The organism is Pseudomonas sp. B21-036 (genome assembly GCF_024748925.1).
In the GTDB taxonomy this organism is placed as follows: domain Bacteria; phylum Pseudomonadota; class Gammaproteobacteria; order Pseudomonadales; family Pseudomonadaceae; genus Aquipseudomonas; species Aquipseudomonas palmensis.
Genome location: NZ_CP087178.1, coordinates 12085 through 32826, shown reverse-complemented (window position 1 = coordinate 32826; position 20742 = coordinate 12085). Strand labels below are relative to the sequence as shown.

The window sequence follows — 20742 nt, the reverse complement described above, 5'->3', positions numbered from 1 at the left end:
CTTCACCGCACTGCATAGAGAGCTTCATGGCCTGGCTAGAGCGCCACCGTCTGTTTCCCTTTCTCGCCTGGTTGCCTCGGCAAACCCGTGCCAGCGTGCGGCGCGACCTGCTGGTGGGGCTCAGCGGGGCGATCCTGGCCCTGCCCCAGTCGATCGCCTATGCGCTGATCGCCGGCCTGCCCGCCGAGTACGGGCTGTACGCGGCCATCGTGCCGGTGCTGATCGCGTGCCTGTGGGGCTCGTCGTGGCACCTGATCTGCGGGCCCACCGCCGCCATCTCCATCGTGCTCTACGCCAGCATCAGCCCCGTGGCGGTGCCCGGCAGCGACGACTACATCCGCCTGATCCTGCTGCTGACCTTCCTGGCCGGGGTGTTCCAGTGGCTGCTGGGCATGCTGCGCTTCGGCGCGCTGGTGAATTTCGTCTCGCACTCGGTGGTGCTCGGCTTCACCCTCGGCGCTGCAGTGGTGATCGCCCTGGGCCAGGTGCCGAACCTGCTGGGGCTCGACCTCGCCAGCCAGGCCACCGCCCTCAGAACCCTGCAAGGCCTGCTGCAGCATGCCGGCGACATCGACTGGCCATCGCTGCTGCTGGGGCTGGGCACCTTGCTGCTGGGGCTGTCGATCAAGCTCGCACGGCCGCGCTGGCCGGCGCTGTTGATCAGCCTTGCCGGCGCCAGCCTGCTGGTGTGGCTGTGGCCGGCACTGTTCGGCCATGTGGCGCTGGTGCCGGCGTTCATTGGCCGGCTGCCCCCGCTGAGCCCGCTGCCGCTGCTGGACCTGGAGCTGATCCTGCGCCTGCTGCCCAGTGCCGTGGCGGTGGGCATGCTGGGGCTGGTCACCAGCCTGTCGATTGCGCGCTCGCTGTCGATCCGCTCCGAACAGCTGATCGACGCCAACCAGGAGATCCGCGCCCAGGGCCTGTCCAACCTGGGCGGTGCATGGTTCTCCGGCTACCTGTCGTCGGGCTCGTTCACCCGTTCCGGGCTCAGCTATGAGGCCGGGGCGCAGTCACCGCTGGCGGGGGTGTTCTCGGCCCTGTGGGTGGCGCTGTTCGCCATGGCGGGCGCCAGCCTGATCGCGCACATCCCGATCCCGGCGATGGCCGGCAGCATCCTGCTGATCTGCTGGGGGCTGGTGGATCACCGTGCGATTCGGGCGCTGTACCGGGTCAGCCGGCCGGAGTTTCTGGTGATGCTGCTGACCTGCGTCGCTACCTTGCTGCTGGAACTGCAGACGGCGATTTATGCCGGGGTGCTGGCGTCGCTGTTCTTCTACCTCAAGCGCACTTCGCAGCCACGGGTACAGCAGTCGCGCGAAGGCGAGGCGGATGTGCTGCGGGTGTTCGGCTCGATCTTCTTCGGCGCCAGCCATTATCTGCAGGTGCGCCTGCAGCGGTGCCAGGCACCGGTGGTGGTGATCGATGCGCGGCAGATCAACTTCATCGATTACTCGGGGGTGGAGATGCTGCACCAGGAGGCGCGGCGGCTGCGCCGGCAGGGACGTCAGCTGGTGCTGCGGCGGGCGAGGGGGCAGGTGGTGGAGGAGTTGCAGAAGCTGGAAGGGGCGGCTGATTGCCCGGTCCAGTTTGAGGATTGAGTTGCGCCCTTCGCCGGCAAGGCCGGCGCCTACAGGGGCCGGCCTTGCCGGAGAAGGCAGCGCCGCGTTCTAGCCCCGCGCCAGCTGCCGGCGCAGCTCATCGAGCACCGGCCCGGTGTCCGGGCGCACCCCGCGCCAGATGAAGAACGCCTCCGCCGCCTGCTCAGCCAGCATTCCCAGCCCGTCCAGCACCTTGGCCGCCCCATGCTCGGTGGCCCAGCGACAGAACGGCGTGGGCTCCTTGGCGTACATCATGTCGTAGCACACGGTCACGCCCGGTTCGATCAGGCTCGCGGCAATCGGCGGCATCTCGCCGGCCAGGCTCGCCGAGGTGGCATTGATGATCAGGTCCACCGGCTCTTCCAGCCAGCTGAAGCCGCTGGCGGCCACCGGCCCCAGGTCGTCGAACTCGCGGGCCAGCTGCTCGGCCTTTTCTACCGTACGGTTGGCAATCACCAGCGACGCAGGCTCATGCGCCAGCAACGGCTCGAGCACCCCGCGCACCGCGCCACCGGCCCCCAGCAGCAGGATGCGCTTGCCCTTGAGCTCGACCCCGGCATTCACCGTGAGGTCGCGCACCAGGCCGGCACCGTCGGTGTTGTCGCCCTGCAGGCTGCCGTCGGGCAGCCGGGTCAGCGTGTTCACCGCCCCGGCTCGCCAGGCGCGTGCGGTCAGGCCGTCACCCACCAGGCGGTAGGCTTCCTCCTTGAAGGGCACGGTGACGTTGGCGCCACTGCCCTGCTTGAAGAAGCCCAGCGCGCACATGCTGAAGTCGTCCAGCGGCGCCAGCAGGGTGTTGTACTCCAGCTGCTGGCCGGTCTGGTCGGCAAACAGCCGGTGAATCAGCGGCGACTTGCTGTGGCCGATCGGGTTGCCGAATACAACGTACTGGTCCATGACGCGTTTCCTGAGTCCGCCCGGCGAATCGGGCACGTTATCCACAATGGGTTCAGTGAGCGGCCTTGTCCAGGCCCAGCCAGTCGCGGTCCTGCAGGAAGTACTCGGTCAGGCGTGCTTCTTCGCTGCCCGGCGCAGCCTTCCAGTCATAGCCCCAGCGCACCTGCGGAGGCAGCGACATCAGGATCGACTCGGTACGGCCGCCCGATTGCAGGCCGAACAGGGTGCCACGGTCGTACACCAGGTTGAATTCCACGTAGCGCCCGCGGCGGAACTCCTGGAATTCACGCTGCTGGGCGGTGTACGGCTGCGCCTTGCGCCGTTGCACGATGGGCAGGTAGGCCTCGACGTAGGCATCGCCAATGGCACGGATGAAGGCGAAGCAGGTGTCGAAGTCCCACTCGTTCAGGTCGTCGAAGAACAAGCCGCCGATGCCCCGCGGCTCGCCCCGGTGCTTGAGGTGGAAGTAGCGGTCGCACCAGGCCTTGTAGCGCGGGTACACATCGGCGCCGAACGGTGCGCAGGCCTGCTCGGCCACGCGGTGCCAGTGGATGCAGTCTTCTTCGTGGGCGTAGTAGGGCGTGAGGTCGAAGCCGCCGCCGAACCACCATACCGCCTCTTCACCTTCCTTCTCGGCAATGAAGAAGCGCACGTTGGCGTGGGAGGTCGGTACATGGGGGTTGTGCGGATGGATCACCAGCGACACCCCCAGCGCCTCGAAACCACGGCCAGCAAGTTCGGGGCGGTGCGCGCTGGCAGACGGCGGCAGGCCGCTGCCGAACACGTGCGAGAAGTTGACCCCGCCTTTTTCGATGACGTTGCCTTCGCCGATCACCCGCGTGCGCCCACCGCCACCGGCTTCGCGTACCCAGGCGTCCTCGACGAAGCGGGCGCCGCCGTCTTCGCTTTCCAGGGCGGCGCAAATCCGGTCTTGCAGGTCGAGCAGGTAGGCCTTCACGGCCTCGGTGCGGGTAGTCATCAGGTCACCTTGGAAACGGGCTAGGGCCGGGCCAGGCGGGGGCCGGCGCTGAATTCGGCGCGTAGCATACCACCGGCGGCAGGCCACCCGCAGTTGACGGCGATCAAGCAAAGGCGTCCGATAGGGGTTTTCCCGGATCCAGCAGGAGAGTGCAGATGGCCAAGCGTATCCAGTTCAGCCAGCATGGCGGCCCCGAGGTATTGACCCTGGTCGACTTCGAACCCGCCGCGCCCGGCCCGCAACAGGTCCGCGTGCGCAACCACGCCATTGGTCTGAACTTCATCGACACCTATTTCCGCAGCGGGCTGTACGCGCCGCCGGCACTGCCCTCGGGCCTGGGCACCGAAGCTGCCGGCGTGGTCGAGGCGGTGGGCGAGGGCGTGACGCGGATCAAGGTGGGCGATCGGGTGGCCTACGCTGGCGGTCCGCTGGGTGCCTACAGCGAGGTGCACACGCTGCCTGAAGCCAACCTGGTGAAGCTGCCCGAGAGCATCAGCTTCGAGCAGGCCGCCGCGGTGATGCTCAAGGGCCTGACCGTGCAGTACCTGCTGCGCCAGACCTACGCGCTGCAGGCCGGCCAGACGGTGCTGTTCCATGCCGCCGCCGGTGGGGTGGGTTCGCTGGCCTGCCAGTGGGCCAAGGCCCTGGGCGTGAAGCTGATCGGTACCGTGAGCTCGCCGGAGAAGGCGGCGCGGGCCAAGGCCCTGGGTGCATGGGAAACCATCGACTACAGCCGTGAAGACGTGGCGCAGCGCGTGCTGGAGCTGACCGGCGGCAAGAAGTGCCCGGTGGTGTACGACGGCGTGGGCCAGGACACCTGGCTGACCTCGCTGGACTGCCTGGCGCCGCGCGGGCTGATGGTGAGCTTCGGCAATGCGTCGGGCGCGGTGAGCGGAGTCAACCTGGGGATCCTGGCGCAGAAGGGCTCGCTGTATGTGACCCGGCCGACGCTGGCCAGCTATGCCAACAATGCCGAGAACACCCAGGCGATGGCCGACGAGCTGTTCGAAATGATCGCCAGCGGCAAGCTGGCTGTGGATATCCAGCAGCGCTATCCGCTGGCCGAGGCGGCCAAGGCTCAGGCAGAGCTGTCGGCGCGGCGGACGGTGGGGTCTACGGTACTGCTGCCCTGAATCGGCGCTGAATGCTTCGCCGGCAAGGCCGGCTCCTACAGACGTTGGCGCGCCTGTAGGAGCCGGCCTTGCCGGCGAATGGGGTCACCCCGCTCTGACGACCTGCCCCGTGGCCAGGTCGCGAATCACGCTCGGGTTGCGCCGCCCGCCCAGGCTGCCGCCCAGGATCACATCCAGCTGCCCGTGGAAGTACTGTTCCACGCGCAGGCGCGAGCGCGCTGCCGGCCGACCCTGCGGGTTGGCCGAGGTCGACACCAGCGGGCCCACCAGCGAACACAGGTCGCGCACCACCGGGTGGTCGCTGACCCGCAGCGCCACGGTGTCATGCACGCCGGTGATCCATTCCGGCAACATGCCCTGGTGCGGCACCAGCCAGGTATTGGGCCCCGGCCAGGTGCTGGCCATGCGGTCCAGCCACAGCTCGGGGAAGTCCTCGAACAAGAAGTCGAACTGGCGGATGTTGTCCGCAATCAGGATCAGCCCCTTGTTCACCGAGCGGGACTTGAGCGCCAGCAGGCGGTCCACCGCCTCCTCGTTCCACGGGTCACAGCCCAGGCCCCAGACCGCCTCGGTCGGATAGGCCAGTACCGCACCCGCCCGAATTTCCCGCGCGGCTTGTTGCACACGCCAACTGTTCACCATCGTTGTCACTCCGCGTTCAAAGGCTGGTACGCAGTGTACTTAGCCCGGCCGGGCAAACCAACGCCCCGCGTCACTGCACACACGCCCGTCCAGCTCCAGTTGGGTGAGCGTGGCCAGCACCTGGGGCAGGGCCTGACCGCTGGCCAGCGCCAACGCCTCGGTGGTGTGCGGCGCCGCCAGCAGCAACCCCAGCAGCGGGTGCACCACCGGCTCGGGGGCGGCCGACGGAAGGTTCTGCCAGCCACGCAAACTTTCCAGAATCTGCTCTATGCTCTCCACCAGCATCGCGCCATCACGTATCAATTGATGGCAACCCCTGGCCCCCGGATGGTAGATGGAGCCAGGAATCGCGTACACCTCGCGCCCCTGTTCGGCCGCCAGGCGCGCGGTGATCAGCGAACCGCTGGCCAGGCTGGCCTCCACCACCAGCACGCCGAGCGACAGCCCGCTGATGATGCGATTGCGCCGCGGGAAGTTGGCCGCCACCGGTCCGGCATCCAGCGGGAACTCCGAGACCACTGCGCTACCGCGCTCGGCCATGGCCTGCGCGAGGGCATGATGTCGCTGTGGATAAAGTTTTTGCAGGCCGGTGCCGAGCACGCCGATAGTGCGTCCGCCAGCATCCATTGCAGCCTGGTGAGCGGCACCGTCGACCCCCAGCGCCAGGCCGCTGGTAATCACGAAACCGGCCTGGGCCAGTTGCCTGGAAAACGCGGCCGCGGTGTCCAGGGCCGGGCGTGAAGCGCGCCGGCTGCCGACGATGGCCAGCTGCGGCTGCTCCAGAATCGTCGGGTCGCCGGCAATGAACAGAAGGGGCGGGGCATCGCAAAGCTCGGCCAGCAAGCCAGGGTAGGTGGGGGCGTCCCACATCAGCAAATGCTGCCCGGGCCGCTCTAGCCAGGCCATTGCAGCCGCTGCACCGGCGTAAGCCTCGGCACTGTGGCGGGCCGTTATGCTGGCCGGGCTGCGGCCCAGCGCCCGCCATTGTGTGGCGGGCGCATCAAGCGCGGCGGCCGCGCTGCCAAAGGCTTCCAGCAGCAGGCCAAAGCCCTTTGGCCCGATATCGGGAAGGCGGTGCAGGCGCAGACGTGCCTCGAGTTCAACCGGCGAGCACGCCGCAACAGGCGGGAGGGGCATCGGATCATCCTTGATCGAAGGCGGGTCAGCCACGCGTGAAAACCTGTGGATAACTCTGTTGATAATAGTTTGACAACTCGCCGCCCGGTGCGGGCCGCCAGTCGCCTTCAAAACCCTAGCCGACCTTGAGAAGGGTGCCGAACGCGCCGAATACCTTTATTATGTGCATTCATGTTTGCAACCCATCGCACAGTGCAGCTCATACGCTTATGGCCATCTTGAACATCCTCGAATTCCCGGACCCGCGCCTGCGCACCATCGCCAAACCGGTGACGGAAGTGGACGACAGCATCCGTCAGTTGATCGATGACATGTTTGAAACCATGTACGAAGCCCCTGGCATCGGCCTGGCCGCCACCCAGATCAACGTGCACAAGCGCGTGGTGGTCATGGACCTGAGCGAAGACCGCAGCGAACCGCGGGTCTTCATCAACCCCGAGCTGGAAATGCTCACCGACGACATGGACCAGTACCAGGAAGGCTGCCTGTCGGTACCCGGCTTCTACGAGAACGTCGACCGCCCGGTGAAGGTCAGGGTCAAGGCCCTGGATCGCGACGGCAAGCCCTTCGAACTGATCGCCGAAGGCCTGCTGGCCGTGTGCATCCAGCACGAATGCGACCACCTCAACGGCAAGCTGTTCGTCGACTACCTGTCGAACCTCAAGCGCGACCGCATCAAGAAGAAACTGGAAAAGCAGCACCGCCAGAACGCTTGATTCCTCATTCCAGAAGGCTTGCTCCGGCAAGCCTTTTTCTTTTTAAGCGAGAACTGCATGCGCATCGTCTTCGCGGGCACCCCCGAGTTTGCCGCCGAACACCTCAAGGCCCTGCTGGCCAGCCCCCATGAAATCGTCGCGGTCTACACCCAGCCAGACCGCCCGGCCGGCCGTGGCCAGAAGCTGATGCCCAGCCCGGTCAAGCAGCTGGCTGTGGATAACGCCATCCCGGTGCTGCAACCGCCGACGTTGCGCAGCCCCGAGGCGCAGGCCGAGCTGGCCGCACTCAAGCCCGACCTGATGGTGGTGGTGGCCTACGGCCTGATCCTGCCCCAGGCGGTGCTGGATATTCCGCGCCTGGGCTGCATCAACAGCCACGCCTCGTTGCTGCCACGCTGGCGCGGCGCCGCGCCGATCCAGCGCGCGGTGCAGGCCGGCGACGCCGAAAGCGGCGTGACGGTCATGCGCATGGAGGCCGGCCTGGACACCGGGCCGATGCTGCTCAAGGTCAGCACCCCGATCAGCGCCAGCGACACCGGCGGCAGCCTGCACGATCGCCTGGCCGAACTGGGCCCGCCCGCGGTGCTGCAGGCCATCGACGGCCTGGGCGCGGGCACCCTGCACGGCGAAGTGCAGGACGACGCGCTGGCCACGTATGCCCACAAGCTGAACAAGGACGAGGCGCGTCTGGACTGGTCGCGCCCCGCCGAGGAACTGGAGCGCCTGATCCGCGCCTTCAACCCGTGGCCGATCTGCCACAGCACCCTGGGCGGCGAAGCCCTCAAGGTGCTGGGTGCGCGCCTGGCCGATGGCAAGGGCGCGCCGGGCGAGATCCTGTCTGCCAGCAAGGACGGCCTGATCGTGGCCTGCGGCGAGCAGGCGCTGTGCCTGACCCGCCTGCAACTGCCCGGCGGCAAGGCGCTGAACTTCAGCGACCTGTACAACAGCCGCCGCGAAAAATTCGCCAGCGGCACGGTGCTGGGCCAATGAACCCGCGTCTGGCCGCCGCCCGCGCCCTGGCCGCCGTGCTCAGCGGCAAGGCCTCGCTCAACAGCTCGCTGCCCGCCCAGCTGGACAAGGTCGAGGCCCGCGATCGCGGCCTCACCCAGGACCTGGCCTTCGGTACAGCACGCTGGCAGCCACGCCTGTCGGCACTGGCCGAGCGCCTGCTGCAAAAGCCGTTCAAGGCCGCCGACGCGGATGTCGAGGCGTTGCTGCTGGTGGGCCTCTACCAGCTGCTGTACACCCGCGTGCCGGCCCACGCCGCCATCGGCGAAACGGTCGGGTGCGCCGACAAGCTGAAAAAGCCCTGGGCCAAGGCCCTGCTCAATGCCGTGCTGCGCCGCGCCCAGCGCGAGAGCAGCGAGATGCTTGCCGAACTCGAACGCGACCCGGTGGTGCGCACCGCGCACCCGCGCTGGCTGCAGAAGTCGCTCAAGGCGTTCTGGCCCGAGCAGTGGGAAGCCATCTGCGCCGCCAACAATGCCCACCCGCCGATGATCCTGCGGGTCAACCGCCGCCACCACAGCCGCGATGCCTACCTGGGCCTGCTGCGCGAAGCCGGCATCGATGCCGCGCCGTGCACGTACAGCCGTGACGGTATTCTGCTCGCCGAGGCCTGCGACGTGCGCGGTTTGCCGGGCTTCGAACAGGGCTGGATCAGCGTGCAGGACGAAGCCGCGCAACTGGCCGCCGACCTGCTCGACCTGGCGCCCGGCCAGCGCGTGCTCGACGCCTGCTGCGCCCCCGGCGGCAAGACCTGCCACCTGCTCGAGGCGCATGCCGGGCTGGAGGCGGTGGTGGCCATCGACCTGGAAGCCAAGCGCCTGACCCGCGTGCGTGAAAACCTCGACCGCCTGGGCCTGGAGGCCCAGTTGATCGCCTGCGATGCCCGCGACACCGCCAGCTGGTGGGACGGCAAGACCTTCCAGCGCATCCTGCTGGACGCTCCCTGCTCGGCCACCGGTGTGATCCGTCGCCACCCGGACATCAAGCTGACCCGCCAGGCCGATGACATCGCTGCCCTGGCCAGCCTGCAGGGCGAGCTGCTCGACGCGCTGTGGCCAACCCTCGAAGTGGGCGGCATCCTGCTCTACGCCACCTGCTCGACCCTGCCGACCGAGAACACCGAAGTGATCGAGGCGTTCCTGGCCCGCACGCCGGGCGCGCGCGAGCTGGACCTGGCCACCGAGGCCGGCATCCGCCAGCCCCATGGCCGGCAGCTGCTGGCGCAGGAAGGCGGCCACGATGGCTTCTACTATGCCAAGCTGATCAAGATCGCCGCCGTTCGCGGACACTAACCAGCACAAGGGAGAGCGGATGAAGATCATCATCCTGGGCGCGGGGCAGGTCGGCGGCACGCTGGCCGAGCACCTGGCCAGCGAAGCCAACGACATCACCGTGGTCGACACCGATGGCGACCGCCTGCGCGATCTGGGCGACCGCCTCGACATCCGCACCGTGCAGGGCCGCGCCTCGCTGCCGACGGTGCTGCGCCAGGCCGGTGCGGATGATGCCGACATGCTGGTGGCGGTGACCAACAGCGACGAGACCAACATGGTCGCCTGCCAGGTGGCCTACACCCTGTTCCACACCCCGACCAAGATTGCCCGGGTTCGCGAGTCGGCCTACCTGACCCGCAGCGGCCTGTTCAACAACGAGGCGATCCCGGTCGACGTGCTGATCAGCCCCGAACAGGTGGTCACCCACTACATCAAGCGCCTGATCGAGCACCCCGGCGCCCTGCAGGTGATCGACTTCGCCGAGGGCAAGGTCCAGTTGGTGGCGGTCAAGGCCTACTACGGCGGCCCGCTGGTGGGCCAGCAGCTGCGCCAGATCCGCGAGCACATGCCCAATGTGGACACCCGCGTGGCGGCGATCTTCCGTCGCGACCGGCCGATCAAGCCACAGGGCGACACGGTGATCGAGGCCGACGACGAGGTGTTCTTCATCGCCGCCAAGAACCACATCCGCGCAGTGATGGGCGAGCTGCGCCGCATCGACGAAACCAACAAGCGCGTGGTGATCGCCGGCGGCGGGCAGATCGGCGAACGCCTGGCCGAGGCCATCGAGAGCCGCTACCAGGTCAAGATCATCGAGATGAACGCGGCCCGTTGCCGCTATCTGTCCGACACCCTCGACAGCACGGTGGTGCTGCAGGGCAGCGCCTCGGACCGCGACCTGATGCTGGAAGAGAACATCGCCGACGCCGACATCTTCCTGGCCCTGACCAACGATGACGAAGCCAATATCATGTCCTCGCTGCTGGCCAAGCGCCTGGGCGCGAAGAAGGTGATGACCATCATCAACAACCCGGCCTATGTCGACCTGGTGCAGGGCGGCGAGATCGACATCGCCATCAGCCCGCAGCAGGCCACCATCGGCACCTTGCTGGCCCACGTGCGCCGCGGTGACATCGTCAGCGTGCACTCGCTGCGCCGTGGCGCGGCCGAAGCCATCGAGGCCATTGCCCACGGCGATTCGAAGTCGAGCAAGGTGATCGGCAAGGCCATCGAGGACATCGCGCTGCCGCCGGGCACCACCATCGGTGCGATCATCCGCGACGAGCAGGTGCTGATCGCCCACGACGACACAGTGATCGAGTCCGGCGACCACGTGATCCTGTTCGTTGTGGATAAAAAGTACATCCGCGACGTGGAGAAGCTGTTCCACGTGGGCCTGAGCTTCTTCTAGGGAGAAACCGGAATGCGCGAATCACTGGAAAAGATGCTGGCCAAGGGTGTGGATAACTCGCTGCTGCGCTTCGGCCTGGGCAAGGCCTGGCTGGATGAGGGCAACGGCGCAGAGGCCGCGCTGCACCTGCGCCGCTGCGTGGAGTTCGACCCCAAGTACTCGGCGGCGTGGAAGCTGCTGGGCAAGGCGTATCAGGTGCAGGGCGACGTGGCCGGCGCGCGCCAGGCCTGGACCGAAGGGCTGGCTGCAGCGCAGGCGCATGGGGACAAGCAGGCGGAGAAGGAGATGACGGTGTTTCTCAGGAAGCTCGACAAGGCTGTTTAGGGCTGCTGTGCAGCCCATCGCGGGTCAAGCCCGCTCCCACAGGTACAGAGCAGATCCTGAGATCACTGATATCCCTGTGGGAGCGGGCTTGACCCGCGAAGGGGCGCTCAGTACCAGCGCGTCTCGCCCGGCGGGCGCTTCTTGAAGCGCTTCATGCTCCACATGTACTGGCTTGGATACGCGCGCACATAACGCTCCACCACCTTGCTCATGGCCGCCGCCGAGGTCTCCACGTCGGTGCTGTACATCGCATCCGGCGCCGCTTCCAGGATCACCTTGAAGCCCGAACCGTCCGGCAGGCGCAACGCATGCAGGAACACCCCCACCGCCTTGCCACCGGCCAGCATGTTCGGCACGAACTTGCTGGTCAGTGCCTTGGTGGCAAAGAACGGCACGAACACCCCCGCCGATTCCGCCGGCTCCGGGTCGGCCGGAATGCCCACCTGGCCGCCCTTGCGCACTTCCTTGATGATGCTGAGGATGCCTTCCTTGGTCGACGCCGCCACGCGGTTGCCCAGTTGCACGCGCTGTTCGCGCAGCAGGTCATCCACCGCCTTGAGCTTGGGCGGGCGGTAGAAGATGATCGGCTTGCACTGGCTGCAATAGAAGTGGTTGAGCACTTCCCAGTTGCCCAGGTGGCTGGTGATGCCCACCACGCCCTTGCCCGACGCCAGTGCCTCGTGCAGCACCTCCAGGCCCTCGACCTCGCGCACCAGGTCGATGGAGCGCTGCGCCGGCCAGATCCACGCACAGGCGCTTTCGGTGAACGACTTGCCGATATCCATCAGCGTGCGGCCCACAAGGCGCTCGCGTTCGGCCGGGTCCATCTCGGGGAAACACTTGGCCAGGTTGATGCGCACCACGTTGCGCGAGCTGTTGGGCACCTTCCACATGATCCAGCCGATGGCCGCGCCAACCCGCTGCACCGCTCCCCAGGGCAACTTGGCAAACAATCGCAACGCCCCGACCATCAAGGCGCCCTTGAACTTATCCACAGGCAGGTTCCTCCTTCTGCAAGCCGCGCATTGTAACCGTCAGCGGCGCAGGGCGGCGTAACGATCGCAATCGGTGGTGTGATCCATGACCATGCCAGTGGCCTGCATGAAGGCATAGCAGATGGTCGGCCCGACAAAGGTGAAGCCGGCCTTCTTCAGGGCCTTGCTCATGGCCGTGGCCTCGTCGGTCACGGCCGGCACCTCGTTGCGCTGGCTGAAATGATTGATTTTCGGCACCCCGCCGACGAACGACCAGAGCCACTGCGCCGGCTCGTCCAGCGCCAGCCAGGCCCTGGCGTTGCGCCGCGCGGCGTTGAGCTTGAGGCGGTTGCGGATGATGCCGGGGTCGAGCATGCGCTCCTCGATCTCGGCATCGGTCATCTGCGCCAGGCGCTGCGGGTCGAAGCCGAACAGCACCTCACGGTAGCGTTCGCGCTTCTTCAGCACCGTGATCCACGACAACCCGGCCTGAAAGCCTTCGAGCAGCAGCATTTCGAACAGCGCGCCGGGCTCGCGCTGGGGCGTGCCCCACTCGCTGTCGTGGTACGCCTGGTACAACGGATCATCGGTACACCAAAAGCAGCGTGGCATAAGGCTCCAAGGGTAGAGGCGGGGGCGAATCGGGTTATACTCCCGCTCTTTATATTCGCAGCCCTGGAAAAGGTGAATTTCGTGAGCCAGCCTACGCCAGCCGTGCGTACCTTCCAAGACCTGATCCTCGCCCTGCAGCAGTACTGGGCCGAGCAAGGTTGTGTGGTACTTCAGCCCTACGATATGGAAGTAGGCGCCGGCACTTTTCATACCGCCACCTTCCTGCGCGCCATCGGCCCGGAAACCTGGAACGCCGCTTATGTGCAGCCCAGTCGTCGCCCGACTGACGGCCGCTACGGCGAAAACCCCAACCGCCTGCAGCACTACTATCAGTTCCAGGTGGTCCTGAAGCCGAACCCGGACAACTTCCAGGAACTGTACCTGGGCTCGCTCAAGCACGTGGGCCTGGACCCGCTGGTGCACGACATCCGCTTCGTCGAAGACAACTGGGAGTCGCCGACCCTGGGCGCCTGGGGCCTGGGCTGGGAAGTCTGGCTCAACGGTATGGAAGTGACCCAGTTCACCTACTTCCAGCAGGCCGGCGGCATCGAGTGCTACCCGGTCACCGGCGAGATCACCTACGGTCTGGAGCGCCTGGCCATGTACCTGCAGGGCGTGGACTCGGTCTACGACCTGGTATGGGCCGACGGCCCGTTCGGCAAGGTGACCTACGGCGACGTGTTCCACCAGAACGAGGTGGAGCAGTCCACCTACAACTTCGAGCACGCCAACGTCGACAAGCTGTTCGAACTGTTCGACTTCTACGAGAGCGAAGCCAAGCGCCTGATCGAACTGGACCAGCCGCTGCCGCTGCCAAGCTATGAAATGGTGCTCAAGGCCTCGCACACCTTCAACCTGCTGGATGCACGCCGCGCCATCTCGGTGACCGCGCGTCAGCAGTACATCCTGCGCGTGCGCACCCTGGCGCGTGCCGTGGCCCAGGCCTACCTGCTGGCCCGTGCCAAGCTGGGCTTCCCGATGGCGACCCCGGACCTGCGTGACGAAGTATTGGCCAAGCTGGAGGCTGCACAATGAGTGCTCAAGATTTCCTGGTAGAACTGGGCACCGAAGAGCTGCCACCCAAGGTCCTGAACACCCTGGCCGAAGCCTTCCTGGCCGGCATCGACAAGGGCCTGCAAGCGGCCGGCCTGAGCTTCGAGAGCAAGACCGTGTACGCCGCGCCACGTCGCCTGGCGGTGCTGATCACCGCCCTGGCCACCCAGCAGCCGGACCGCAGCGTCAACCTCGACGGCCCGCCACGCCAGGCCGCGTTCGACGCCGACGGCAACCCGACCCAGGCCGCCCTGGGTTTTGCCAAGAAGTGCGGCGTGGACCTCAGTGAAATCGACCAGAGCGGGCCGAAGCTGCGCTACAGCCAGAACATCGTCGGCAAGCCGACCGCCAGCCTGCTGCCGACCATCGTCGAAGACTCGCTCAACGACCTGCCGATTCCCAAGCGCATGCGCTGGGGTGCACGCAAGGAAGAGTTCGTGCGTCCGACCCAGTGGCTGGTGATGCTGCTCGGTGACCAGGTCATCGATTGCACCATCCTCGCCCAGAAGGCCGGCCGCGACTCGCGTGGCCACCGCTTCCACCACCCTGAAGCCGTGCGCATCACCTCGCCTGCCAACTACCTGGCCGACCTGCGCGCTGCCTATGTGCTGGCCGACGCCAACGAGCGCCGCGAGCTGATCAGCAAACGCACCGCCGAACTGGCCACCCTGCAGGAAGGCACCGCGATCGTGCCGCCGGCCCTGCTCGACGAAGTGACCGCGCTGGTCGAATGGCCGGTGCCGCTGGTGTGCTCGTTCGAGGAGCGTTTCCTCGAGGTGCCGCAGGAAGCCCTGATCACCACCATGCAGGACAACCAGAAGTACTTCTGCCTGCTGGACGTGGACGGCAAGCTGCTGCCGCGCTTCATCACCGTGGCCAACATCGAGAGCCGCGATCCGAAGCAGATCATCGAAGGCAACGAGAAGGTCGTGCGCCCGCGCCTGACCGACGCCGAGTTCTTCTTCAAGCAGGACAAGAAGCAGAAGCTCGAAAGCTTCAACGAGCGCCTGCAGAACGTGGTGTTCCAGGCACAGCTGGGCAGCGTGTTCGACAAGGCCGAGCGCGTGGCCAAGCTGGCTACGTTCATTGCCCAGCGCATCGGCGGCGACGCCCAGCGCGCGGCGCGTGCCGGCCTGCTGTCCAAGTGCGACCTGGCCACCGAGATGGTTGGCGAGTTCCCTGAAATGCAGGGCGTTGCCGGCTACTACTACGCCCTCAACGACGGCGAGCCCGAAGACGTCGCCCTGGCCCTGAACGAGCAGTACATGCCGCGCGGTGCCGGTGCCGAACTGCCCTCGACCCTGACCGGTGCGGCCGTGGCAATCGCCGACAAGCTCGACACCCTGGTCGGCATCTTCGGCATCGGCATGCTGCCAACCGGCAGCAAGGACCCCTATGCCCTGCGCCGCGCCGCCCTGGGCGTGCTGCGTATCCTGATCGAGAAGCAGCTGGACCTGGACCTGAACGAGGCGGTGAACGTCGCCGTCGCCCAGTTCGGTGCCAAGGTCAAGGCTGCCGGCCTGAGCGAGCAGGTGCTGGAATTCGTCTTCGACCGCCTGCGTGCGCGTTACGAAGATGAAGGCATCGACGTGGCCACCTACCTCTCGGTACGTGCGCTCAAGCCAGGCTCGGCACTGGACTTCGACCAGCGCGTGCAAGCCGTGCAGGCGTTCCGCAAGCTGCCGGAAGCCGCAGCCCTGGCTGCGGTAAACAAGCGTGTGTCCAACCTGCTGAGCAAGGCCGAAGGTTCGGTGGCTACCTCGGTAGAGCCCAAGTACTTCGACAACGCCAACGAGTTCTCGCTGTACTCGGCCATTCAACAGGCCGATCAGGCGGTACAACCGATGGCCGCTGCGCGTCAGTACAGCGAGTCGCTGGCGCGCCTGGCCGCGCTGCGCGAGCCGGTGGATGCGTTCTTCGAGGCGGTGATGGTCAACGCCGACGACGCCAACGTGCGAGCCAACCGTTATGCCCTGCTCAGCCGCCTGCGCGGCCTGTTCCTGGGCGTGGCCGACATCTCGCTGCTGGGGTAGGACGTGAAGCTGCTGATTCTCGATCGGGACGGGGTTATCAACCAGGACTCCGACGCCTACATCAAGTCGCTGGACGAGTGGATTCCCATCCCGGGTTCGATCGAGGCCATTGCGCAGCTGAGCAAGGCCGGCTGGACGGTGGCGGTGGCCACCAACCAGTCGGGCATCGCCCGTGGCTATTACAGCCTGGCCACCCTCGACGCCATGCACGCGCGCCTGCGCGAGCTGGTGGCGGCGCAGGGCGGCGAGGTGGGCCTGATCGTCTATTGCCCGCATGGCCCGGACGACGGCTGCGATTGCCGCAAGCCCAGGCCGGGCATGCTGCGCACCATTGCCAACCATTACGCGGTCGACCTGGCCGGGGTGTGGTTCGTGGGTGACAGCAAGGGTGACCTGGAAGCCGCGCGCGCCGTCGATGCACAACCGGTTCTGGTAATGACCGGCAAAGGCGAGCAGACCCTGAGCAAGGGCGTGCCCGAGGCAACGCTGATTTTCGATGACCTGGCGTCGATCGCCAGTGCACTTATCCACACACAGGCGGGTTAGCCCGCAACGGTACATTCCGCTATGTCGATCCTGCAGGCGATCAGAATTTTTCTTTTTTACCTGCTGCTGGGTACCAGCTCGTTGCTGTGGTGCACCCTGAGCTTCTTTATCGCGCCGTTCCTTTCGTTCCGCGCCCGTTACCGCTTCATCAATGTGTACTGGTGCCGTTTTGCGCTGGTGCTGGTGCGTGTTTTCCTGAACATTCGGGTGAACGTCACCGGGGCCGAGAACATTCCGGCGCAACCCTGCGTGATCCTCTCCAATCACCAGAGCACCTGGGAGACGTTTTTCCTCTCCGCCTATTTCCAGCCCTTGAGCCAGGTGCTCAAGCGCGAACTGCTGTACGTGCCGTTCTTCGGCTGGGCCATGGCCATGCTGCGGCCCATCGCCATCGACCGCGACAACCCCAAGGCTGCGCTCAAGCAGGTGGCCACCGAAGGCGACAAGCTGCTCAAGGACGGTGTGTGGGTGCTGATCTTCCCGGAGGGTACCCGCGTGCCGTTCGGCAAGATCGGCAAGTTCTCCCGTGGCGGTACCGCGCTGGCGGTTAATGCCAACCTGCCGGTGCTGCCGATCGCGCACAACGCCGGCAAGTACTGGCCCAAGGAAGGCTGGGGCAAGCGCGCCGGCACCATCGAGGTGGTGATCGGCGAGCCTATGTATGCCGAAGGCACCGGGCCACGCGCCATCGCAGCGCTCAACGACCGTGCGGCGGCATGGAACGAGCAGACCCAGCGCGACCTCGGTTCGCTGCCGGCGCACGCCCCCGACGACGCCCAGCCGGTGACCTGACCGTTCTGTGGATAACGTGTGTACAGTATTTGGATTTCTTTCAGAAAAATTAGCTAACCTTATGATTTAACTGCTTATTTCTCTGTATGACTGTTTTGCGAAAATCGTGCATAAGTTTTTTCGCGCGATAAAAAAACCGGCTTTTAGGCCGGTTTTTTTGTGGATTACTTAAGGCCCTTTCACACCTTGTCCAGGTCCACCTTGTTGGTCTCCTTCAGGCAGAAGATCCCCACCACCAGGCTCACCCCGGTAATCAGCACCGGGTACCACAGCCCGTAGAAGATATCCCCGGTATACACCACCAGCGCGAACGATACCGTCGGCAGGAAGCCGCCGAACCAGCCATTGCCGATGTGATACGGCAGCGACATCGAGGTGTAGCGGATGCGCGTGGGGAACAGCTCCACCATCACCGCCGCCAGCGGACCATAGGTCATGGTCGCGATCAGGATCATCACCACGATCAGCAGCACCACCATCGGCTGGTTCACGTTGGCCGGGTCTGCCTTGGCCGGGTAGCCAGCCTTTTCGATGGCCGCACGCATGGCCGCTTCGTCGAAGCCGTCGATACGCTGCTCGCCGATGGTCACCACCACCTCGGTACCGGCAGGCACCGATTGCGAGCTGTACGGCAGGCCCTGCTTGACCAGGAAGGTCTTGACCTTGTCGCAGGTGCTGTCGAAACGTGCCTTGCCCACCGGGTCGAACTGGAAGGTGCAGCCCTGCGGGTCGGCCATCACCACGATCGGCGCCTGGCGGCTGGCCGCGTCGATCTGCGGGTTGGCGTAGTGGCTCAGGCCCTTGAACAGCGGGAAGTACAGCACGGTGGCCAGCAGCAGGCCGAGCATCAGGATCGGCTTGCGCCCGATCCGGTCCGACAGCCAGCCGAAGAACACGAAGAACGGCGCGCCGATCACCACGCTGATGATCAGCAGGGTATTGGCCTGGGCCGGGTCCATCTTGAGCATCTGGGTCATGAAGAACAGCACATAGAACTGCGCGGTGTAGAAGGTCACCGCTTGGCCGGCGTTGATGCTGAACAGCGCGGTGAGCACAATCTTGAGGTTGGCCCACGAGCCGAACGACTCACGAATCGGCGACTTGCTGGTCTTGCCCTGGGCTTTCATTTTCACGAAGGCCGGCGACTCGTGCATGCTCATGCGGATCCAGGTGGAGATACCCAGCAGCACGATCGACAGCAAAAACGGCAGGCGCCAGCCCCATACCTCGAACTGGTCGCCCGTGAGGTAACGGCTGCCCAGCACCACCAGCAGCGAAAGCAGCAGGCCGAGGGTGGCGGTGGACTGGATGAACCCGGTGTGAAAGCCGCGCTTGCCGGGCGGCGCGTGCTCGGCCACATAGGTGGCCGCGCCGCCGTACTCGCCACCCAGGGCCAGGCCCTGGAGCATGCGCAGCACCACCAGGATGATCGGCGCGGCAATGCCGATGCTGGCGTAGTTGGGCAGCAGGCCCACCGCAAAGGTCGACAGGCCCATCAGCACGATGGTGACCAGGAAGGTGTATTTGCGCCCGATCATGTCGCCCAGGCGCCCGAACACCAGAGCGCCGAAGGGCCGTACCAGGAACCCGGCGGAGAACGCCATCAGCGCGAAGATGAACGCCGTGGTGTCGTTGACCCCGGCGAAGAACTGCTTGCTGATGACGACTGCCAGCGCCCCATAGAGAAAAAAGTCATACCACTCGAAAACCGTCCCGAGGGATGACGCGAAAATGATCTTGCGTTCTTCGCGGCGGCTGTTGCCCGCGGCTGCAGCGCCCTGCTGTTGAAGAGTGTCCGACATCGTGCTGTCCTCGGCCCTTGCGGGCACAGTGATTCTTGTTGTTGTTCCACTGTCGTCGCCGGCCGACTGCTGCCGACGTCACTGCACGCCGCCCTCAGGGCGTCGCTAACGCGGTCTTGCCACTGCTGTTGCTGGCTGCGGGTGCGGCCTTAAGAATCAGTTGCGCGGCCTTTTCGCCGATCATCAGGGTGGGTGAACAGGTATTGCCAGAGGTGATCTGCGGCATGATCGAGGCATCGGCGATGCGCAACCCCGCCACGCCATGCACGCGCAACTGTGCGTCCACCACATCCAGCGGGCCGTTGCCCATGCGGCAGGTACCTACCGGATGGAAAATGGTGGTGCCGATCTGCCCGGCAGCCTGCTGCAACTGCTCCTCGGTATCGAGTGCTGCGCCTGGCAGGTATTCGACCGGTGCAAAAGCGGCGAGGGCAGGGGCCTGCACGATCTGTCGGGTAAGGCGGATGGCCTGGGCGGCGACGCGCAGGTCTTCAGGCTCGCTGAGGTAGTTGGGGTCGATGACCGGTGCATCGCCCGGGTTGGCCGAGCGGATATCCACACGCCCGCGGCTGAGCGGGCGCAGGTTGCACACCGAGGCGGTAAATGCGGCAAAGCGGTGCAGCGGCTCGCCGAAGCGGTCCAGCGACAGGGGCTGCACGTGGTACTGCAGGTTGGGCGTGGGCTGCTCGGGGTGCGAGCGCACGAACGCCCCCAGCTGGCTCGGCGCCATGGCCAACGGGCCGCTGCGGTCATACAGATAGCGCAGGCCCATGCCCAGCTTGCCCCAGTGGGTGTTGGCCACCTGGTTGAGGGTGCGCACGTTGCTGACCTTGTAGATCAGGCGCAGTTGCAGGTGATCCTGCAGGTTGCCGCCCACGCCGGGCAATTCGTGCAATACCGGGATGCCTAGGCGTTCCAGCAATGGCCGCGGGCCGATGCCGGAGCGTTGAAGAATGCCCGGCGAACCCACCGCCCCGGCACACAGGATGATTTCGCGGCGGGCCTGGTAACGCTGTTCGCTGCCCTGCCAGCGCGCCTGAACGGCCGACGCGCGACCATTGTCGAGCAGCACCTTGTCCACCTCGACCCCGGTCAGCACCGTCAGGTTGGGGCGGTGGCGCACGGGGCGCAGGAATGCCTTGGCCGCATTCCAGCGCACGCCGCTGCGCTGGTTGACCTGAAAGTATCCACAGCCCTGGTTATCCCCACCGTTGAAGTCGTCGATGCTGGCGATGCCGCTCTGGGCTGCCGCCTCGCGAAACGCATCGAGGATCGCCCACGAATAGCGCTGGCGTTCGACCCGCCATTCGCCAGCGTTGCCGTGCAGCTCGCTGGCGCCGCCAAAATGGTTTTCGCTGGCCTTGAACAGTGGCAGCACGTCATTCCAGGCCCACCCGGGATTGCCCTGTTCGGCCCAGTGATCGTAGTCGCGGGCCTGACCGCGCATGTAGATCATGCCGTTGATCGAGGAACACCCGCCCAGCACCTTGCCCCGTGGGTAGCCCAGGCTGCGACCGTCGAGCCCCGGTTGCGCTTCGGTCTTGAAGCACCAGTCGGTACGCGGGTTGCCAATGCAATAGAGGTAGCCCACCGGAATGTGGATCCAGGGGTAGTTGTCGCGACCGCCGGCTTCGAGCAGCAGCACGCGGCAGCCAGGGTCGGCAGACAGCCGATTGGCCAGTAGACAGCCGGCAGGGCCGGCACCGACTACCACGTAGTCGTAGGAATGATCGGCTGGTGCCATGAAGACCTCGCGCCTGATTTTTATTCTTGTCCAGGCCAGTGTTATTGATTATTTTCGAGTTGAACAC

At 65.9% G+C, this 20742-nt stretch carries 19 protein-coding genes; 11 read left to right on the top strand and 8 right to left on the bottom strand.

Annotated elements, in window-relative coordinates:
• Positions 1-26 precede the first annotated feature (26 nt).
• Positions 27-1598: a SulP family inorganic anion transporter gene (locus tag LOY33_RS00140; RefSeq protein WP_258660598.1), complete on the top strand. Its 1572-nt coding sequence runs from the start codon at positions 27-29 to the stop codon at positions 1596-1598.
• 69 nt (positions 1599-1667) lie between these two features.
• Here the strand turns inward: LOY33_RS00140 and aroE are convergent, their stop codons facing one another.
• Together aroE and hemF are read right to left on the bottom strand one after the other, a co-directional pair.
• Positions 1668-2495, bottom strand: a complete 828-nt coding sequence (gene aroE, locus LOY33_RS00135) for a shikimate dehydrogenase (RefSeq protein ID WP_043862253.1) — start codon at positions 2493-2495, stop codon at positions 1668-1670.
• Between the two features lie 52 nt (positions 2496-2547).
• On the bottom strand, positions 2548-3474 hold the full coding sequence (gene hemF / locus LOY33_RS00130; protein ID WP_043862252.1) for an oxygen-dependent coproporphyrinogen oxidase: 927 nt from the start codon (positions 3472-3474) through the stop codon (positions 2548-2550).
• A gap of 155 nt (positions 3475-3629) precedes the next feature.
• Between hemF and LOY33_RS00125 the strand changes: the two genes are divergently transcribed.
• Positions 3630-4607: an NADPH:quinone reductase gene (locus tag LOY33_RS00125; RefSeq protein WP_054916045.1), complete on the top strand. Its 978-nt coding sequence runs from the start codon at positions 3630-3632 to the stop codon at positions 4605-4607.
• Positions 4608-4691: 84 nt separating this feature from the next.
• On the opposite strand, the gene LOY33_RS00120 is transcribed toward LOY33_RS00125, so the two are convergent.
• Together LOY33_RS00120 and dprA are read right to left on the bottom strand one after the other, a co-directional pair.
• Entirely contained in the window at positions 4692-5249 is a 558-nt protein-coding gene (locus tag LOY33_RS00120) for an L-threonylcarbamoyladenylate synthase (protein WP_043862251.1), read from the bottom strand.
• A gap of 39 nt (positions 5250-5288) precedes the next feature.
• A complete protein-coding gene (gene dprA, locus LOY33_RS00115; protein WP_258660595.1) occupies positions 5289-6386 on the bottom strand; it encodes a DNA-processing protein DprA in 1098 nt (365 codons plus the stop codon).
• Between the two features lie 209 nt (positions 6387-6595).
• On the opposite strand from dprA, the gene def reads away from it, so the two are divergent.
• The 5 genes from def to LOY33_RS00090 are packed head-to-tail and all read left to right on the top strand — an operon-like array spanning position 6596 to position 11119.
• Positions 6596-7102 (top strand): peptide deformylase, encoded by a 507-nt coding sequence (def, locus tag LOY33_RS00110; protein WP_043862249.1) that lies wholly within the window; start codon positions 6596-6598, stop codon positions 7100-7102.
• 57 nt (positions 7103-7159) lie between these two features.
• Positions 7160-8092 carry a methionyl-tRNA formyltransferase gene (gene fmt, locus LOY33_RS00105; protein ID WP_116052446.1) on the top strand — a complete coding sequence of 311 codons (933 nt, stop codon included), beginning with the start codon at positions 7160-7162 and terminating at the stop codon, positions 8090-8092.
• Positions 8089-9402, top strand: coding sequence for a 16S rRNA (cytosine(967)-C(5))-methyltransferase RsmB (gene rsmB, locus LOY33_RS00100; RefSeq protein ID WP_058541981.1), 1314 nt, complete (start codon positions 8089-8091; stop codon positions 9400-9402). The genes fmt and rsmB overlap by 4 nt, the downstream gene beginning before the upstream one ends.
• Positions 9403-9421: 19 nt before the next feature.
• Positions 9422-10795 (top strand): Trk system potassium transporter TrkA, encoded by a 1374-nt coding sequence (gene trkA / locus LOY33_RS00095; RefSeq protein ID WP_043862246.1) that lies wholly within the window; start codon positions 9422-9424, stop codon positions 10793-10795.
• Between the two features lie 12 nt (positions 10796-10807).
• Positions 10808-11119 (top strand): tetratricopeptide repeat protein, encoded by a 312-nt coding sequence (locus LOY33_RS00090; RefSeq protein ID WP_043862245.1) that lies wholly within the window; start codon positions 10808-10810, stop codon positions 11117-11119.
• 107 nt (positions 11120-11226) lie between these two features.
• Here LOY33_RS00090 and LOY33_RS00085 read toward each other — a convergent pair whose 3' ends face one another.
• Entirely contained in the window at positions 11227-12114 is an 888-nt protein-coding gene (locus LOY33_RS00085) for a lysophospholipid acyltransferase (RefSeq protein ID WP_054916050.1), read from the bottom strand.
• Between the two features lie 39 nt (positions 12115-12153).
• Positions 12154-12705 carry a DNA-3-methyladenine glycosylase I gene (locus tag LOY33_RS00080; RefSeq protein ID WP_043862243.1) on the bottom strand — a complete coding sequence of 184 codons (552 nt, stop codon included), beginning with the start codon at positions 12703-12705 and terminating at the stop codon, positions 12154-12156.
• Between the two features lie 81 nt (positions 12706-12786).
• Here LOY33_RS00080 and glyQ point away from each other — a divergent pair, with 81 nt between their 5' ends.
• From glyQ to LOY33_RS00060, 4 genes are read left to right on the top strand one after another with little or no spacing between them, the layout of a single operon-like run.
• On the top strand, positions 12787-13740 hold the full coding sequence (glyQ, locus tag LOY33_RS00075; protein ID WP_043862242.1) for a glycine--tRNA ligase subunit alpha: 954 nt from the start codon (positions 12787-12789) through the stop codon (positions 13738-13740).
• Positions 13737-15791 carry a glycine--tRNA ligase subunit beta gene (glyS, locus tag LOY33_RS00070; RefSeq protein ID WP_258660592.1) on the top strand — a complete coding sequence of 685 codons (2055 nt, stop codon included), beginning with the start codon at positions 13737-13739 and terminating at the stop codon, positions 15789-15791. The genes glyQ and glyS overlap by 4 nt, the downstream gene beginning before the upstream one ends.
• Before the next feature lie 3 nt (positions 15792-15794).
• Positions 15795-16337 (top strand): D-glycero-beta-D-manno-heptose 1,7-bisphosphate 7-phosphatase, encoded by a 543-nt coding sequence (gene gmhB, locus LOY33_RS00065; RefSeq protein ID WP_100634899.1) that lies wholly within the window; start codon positions 15795-15797, stop codon positions 16335-16337.
• Between the two features lie 21 nt (positions 16338-16358).
• Complete coding sequence (locus LOY33_RS00060; RefSeq protein ID WP_043862239.1) at positions 16359-17129, top strand: 1-acyl-sn-glycerol-3-phosphate acyltransferase; 771 nt, start codon at positions 16359-16361, stop codon at positions 17127-17129.
• A gap of 179 nt (positions 17130-17308) precedes the next feature.
• Here LOY33_RS00060 and LOY33_RS00055 read toward each other — a convergent pair whose 3' ends face one another.
• Positions 17309-18931 carry an MFS transporter gene (locus tag LOY33_RS00055; RefSeq protein WP_043862238.1) on the bottom strand — a complete coding sequence of 541 codons (1623 nt, stop codon included), beginning with the start codon at positions 18929-18931 and terminating at the stop codon, positions 17309-17311.
• 94 nt (positions 18932-19025) lie between these two features.
• The gene (locus LOY33_RS00050) at positions 19026-20675 is read right to left on the bottom strand and encodes a GMC family oxidoreductase (RefSeq protein WP_104571753.1); all 1650 of its coding nucleotides are present in this window, start codon (positions 20673-20675) and stop codon (positions 19026-19028) included.
• Positions 20676-20742 lie beyond the last annotated feature (67 nt).

Bases quoted from the DNA above. Each gene is read 5' to 3' on its own strand.
- aroE (WP_043862253.1), bottom strand. From the start codon at position 2,495: ATGGACCAGTACGTTGTATTCGGCAACCCGATCGGCCACAGCAAGTCG.
- dprA (WP_258660595.1), bottom strand. From the start codon at position 6,386: ATGCCCCTCCCGCCTGTTGCGGCGTGCTCGCCGGTTGAACTCGAGGCA.
- LOY33_RS00120 (WP_043862251.1), bottom strand. From the start codon at position 5,249: ATGGTGAACAGTTGGCGTGTGCAACAAGCCGCGCGGGAAATTCGGGCG.
- rsmB (WP_058541981.1), top strand. From the start codon at position 8,089: ATGAACCCGCGTCTGGCCGCCGCCCGCGCCCTGGCCGCCGTGCTCAGC.
- LOY33_RS00055 (WP_043862238.1), bottom strand. From the start codon at position 18,931: ATGTCGGACACTCTTCAACAGCAGGGCGCTGCAGCCGCGGGCAACAGC.
- LOY33_RS00125 (WP_054916045.1), top strand. From the start codon at position 3,630: ATGGCCAAGCGTATCCAGTTCAGCCAGCATGGCGGCCCCGAGGTATTG.
- fmt (WP_116052446.1), top strand. From the start codon at position 7,160: ATGCGCATCGTCTTCGCGGGCACCCCCGAGTTTGCCGCCGAACACCTC.
- LOY33_RS00090 (WP_043862245.1), top strand. From the start codon at position 10,808: ATGCGCGAATCACTGGAAAAGATGCTGGCCAAGGGTGTGGATAACTCG.
- glyS (WP_258660592.1), top strand. From the start codon at position 13,737: ATGAGTGCTCAAGATTTCCTGGTAGAACTGGGCACCGAAGAGCTGCCA.
- hemF (WP_043862252.1), bottom strand. From the start codon at position 3,474: ATGACTACCCGCACCGAGGCCGTGAAGGCCTACCTGCTCGACCTGCAA.
- LOY33_RS00140 (WP_258660598.1), top strand. From the start codon at position 27: ATGGCCTGGCTAGAGCGCCACCGTCTGTTTCCCTTTCTCGCCTGGTTG.
- LOY33_RS00060 (WP_043862239.1), top strand. From the start codon at position 16,359: ATGTCGATCCTGCAGGCGATCAGAATTTTTCTTTTTTACCTGCTGCTG.
- LOY33_RS00050 (WP_104571753.1), bottom strand. From the start codon at position 20,675: ATGGCACCAGCCGATCATTCCTACGACTACGTGGTAGTCGGTGCCGGC.
- def (WP_043862249.1), top strand. From the start codon at position 6,596: ATGGCCATCTTGAACATCCTCGAATTCCCGGACCCGCGCCTGCGCACC.
- trkA (WP_043862246.1), top strand. From the start codon at position 9,422: ATGAAGATCATCATCCTGGGCGCGGGGCAGGTCGGCGGCACGCTGGCC.
- LOY33_RS00080 (WP_043862243.1), bottom strand. From the start codon at position 12,705: ATGCCACGCTGCTTTTGGTGTACCGATGATCCGTTGTACCAGGCGTAC.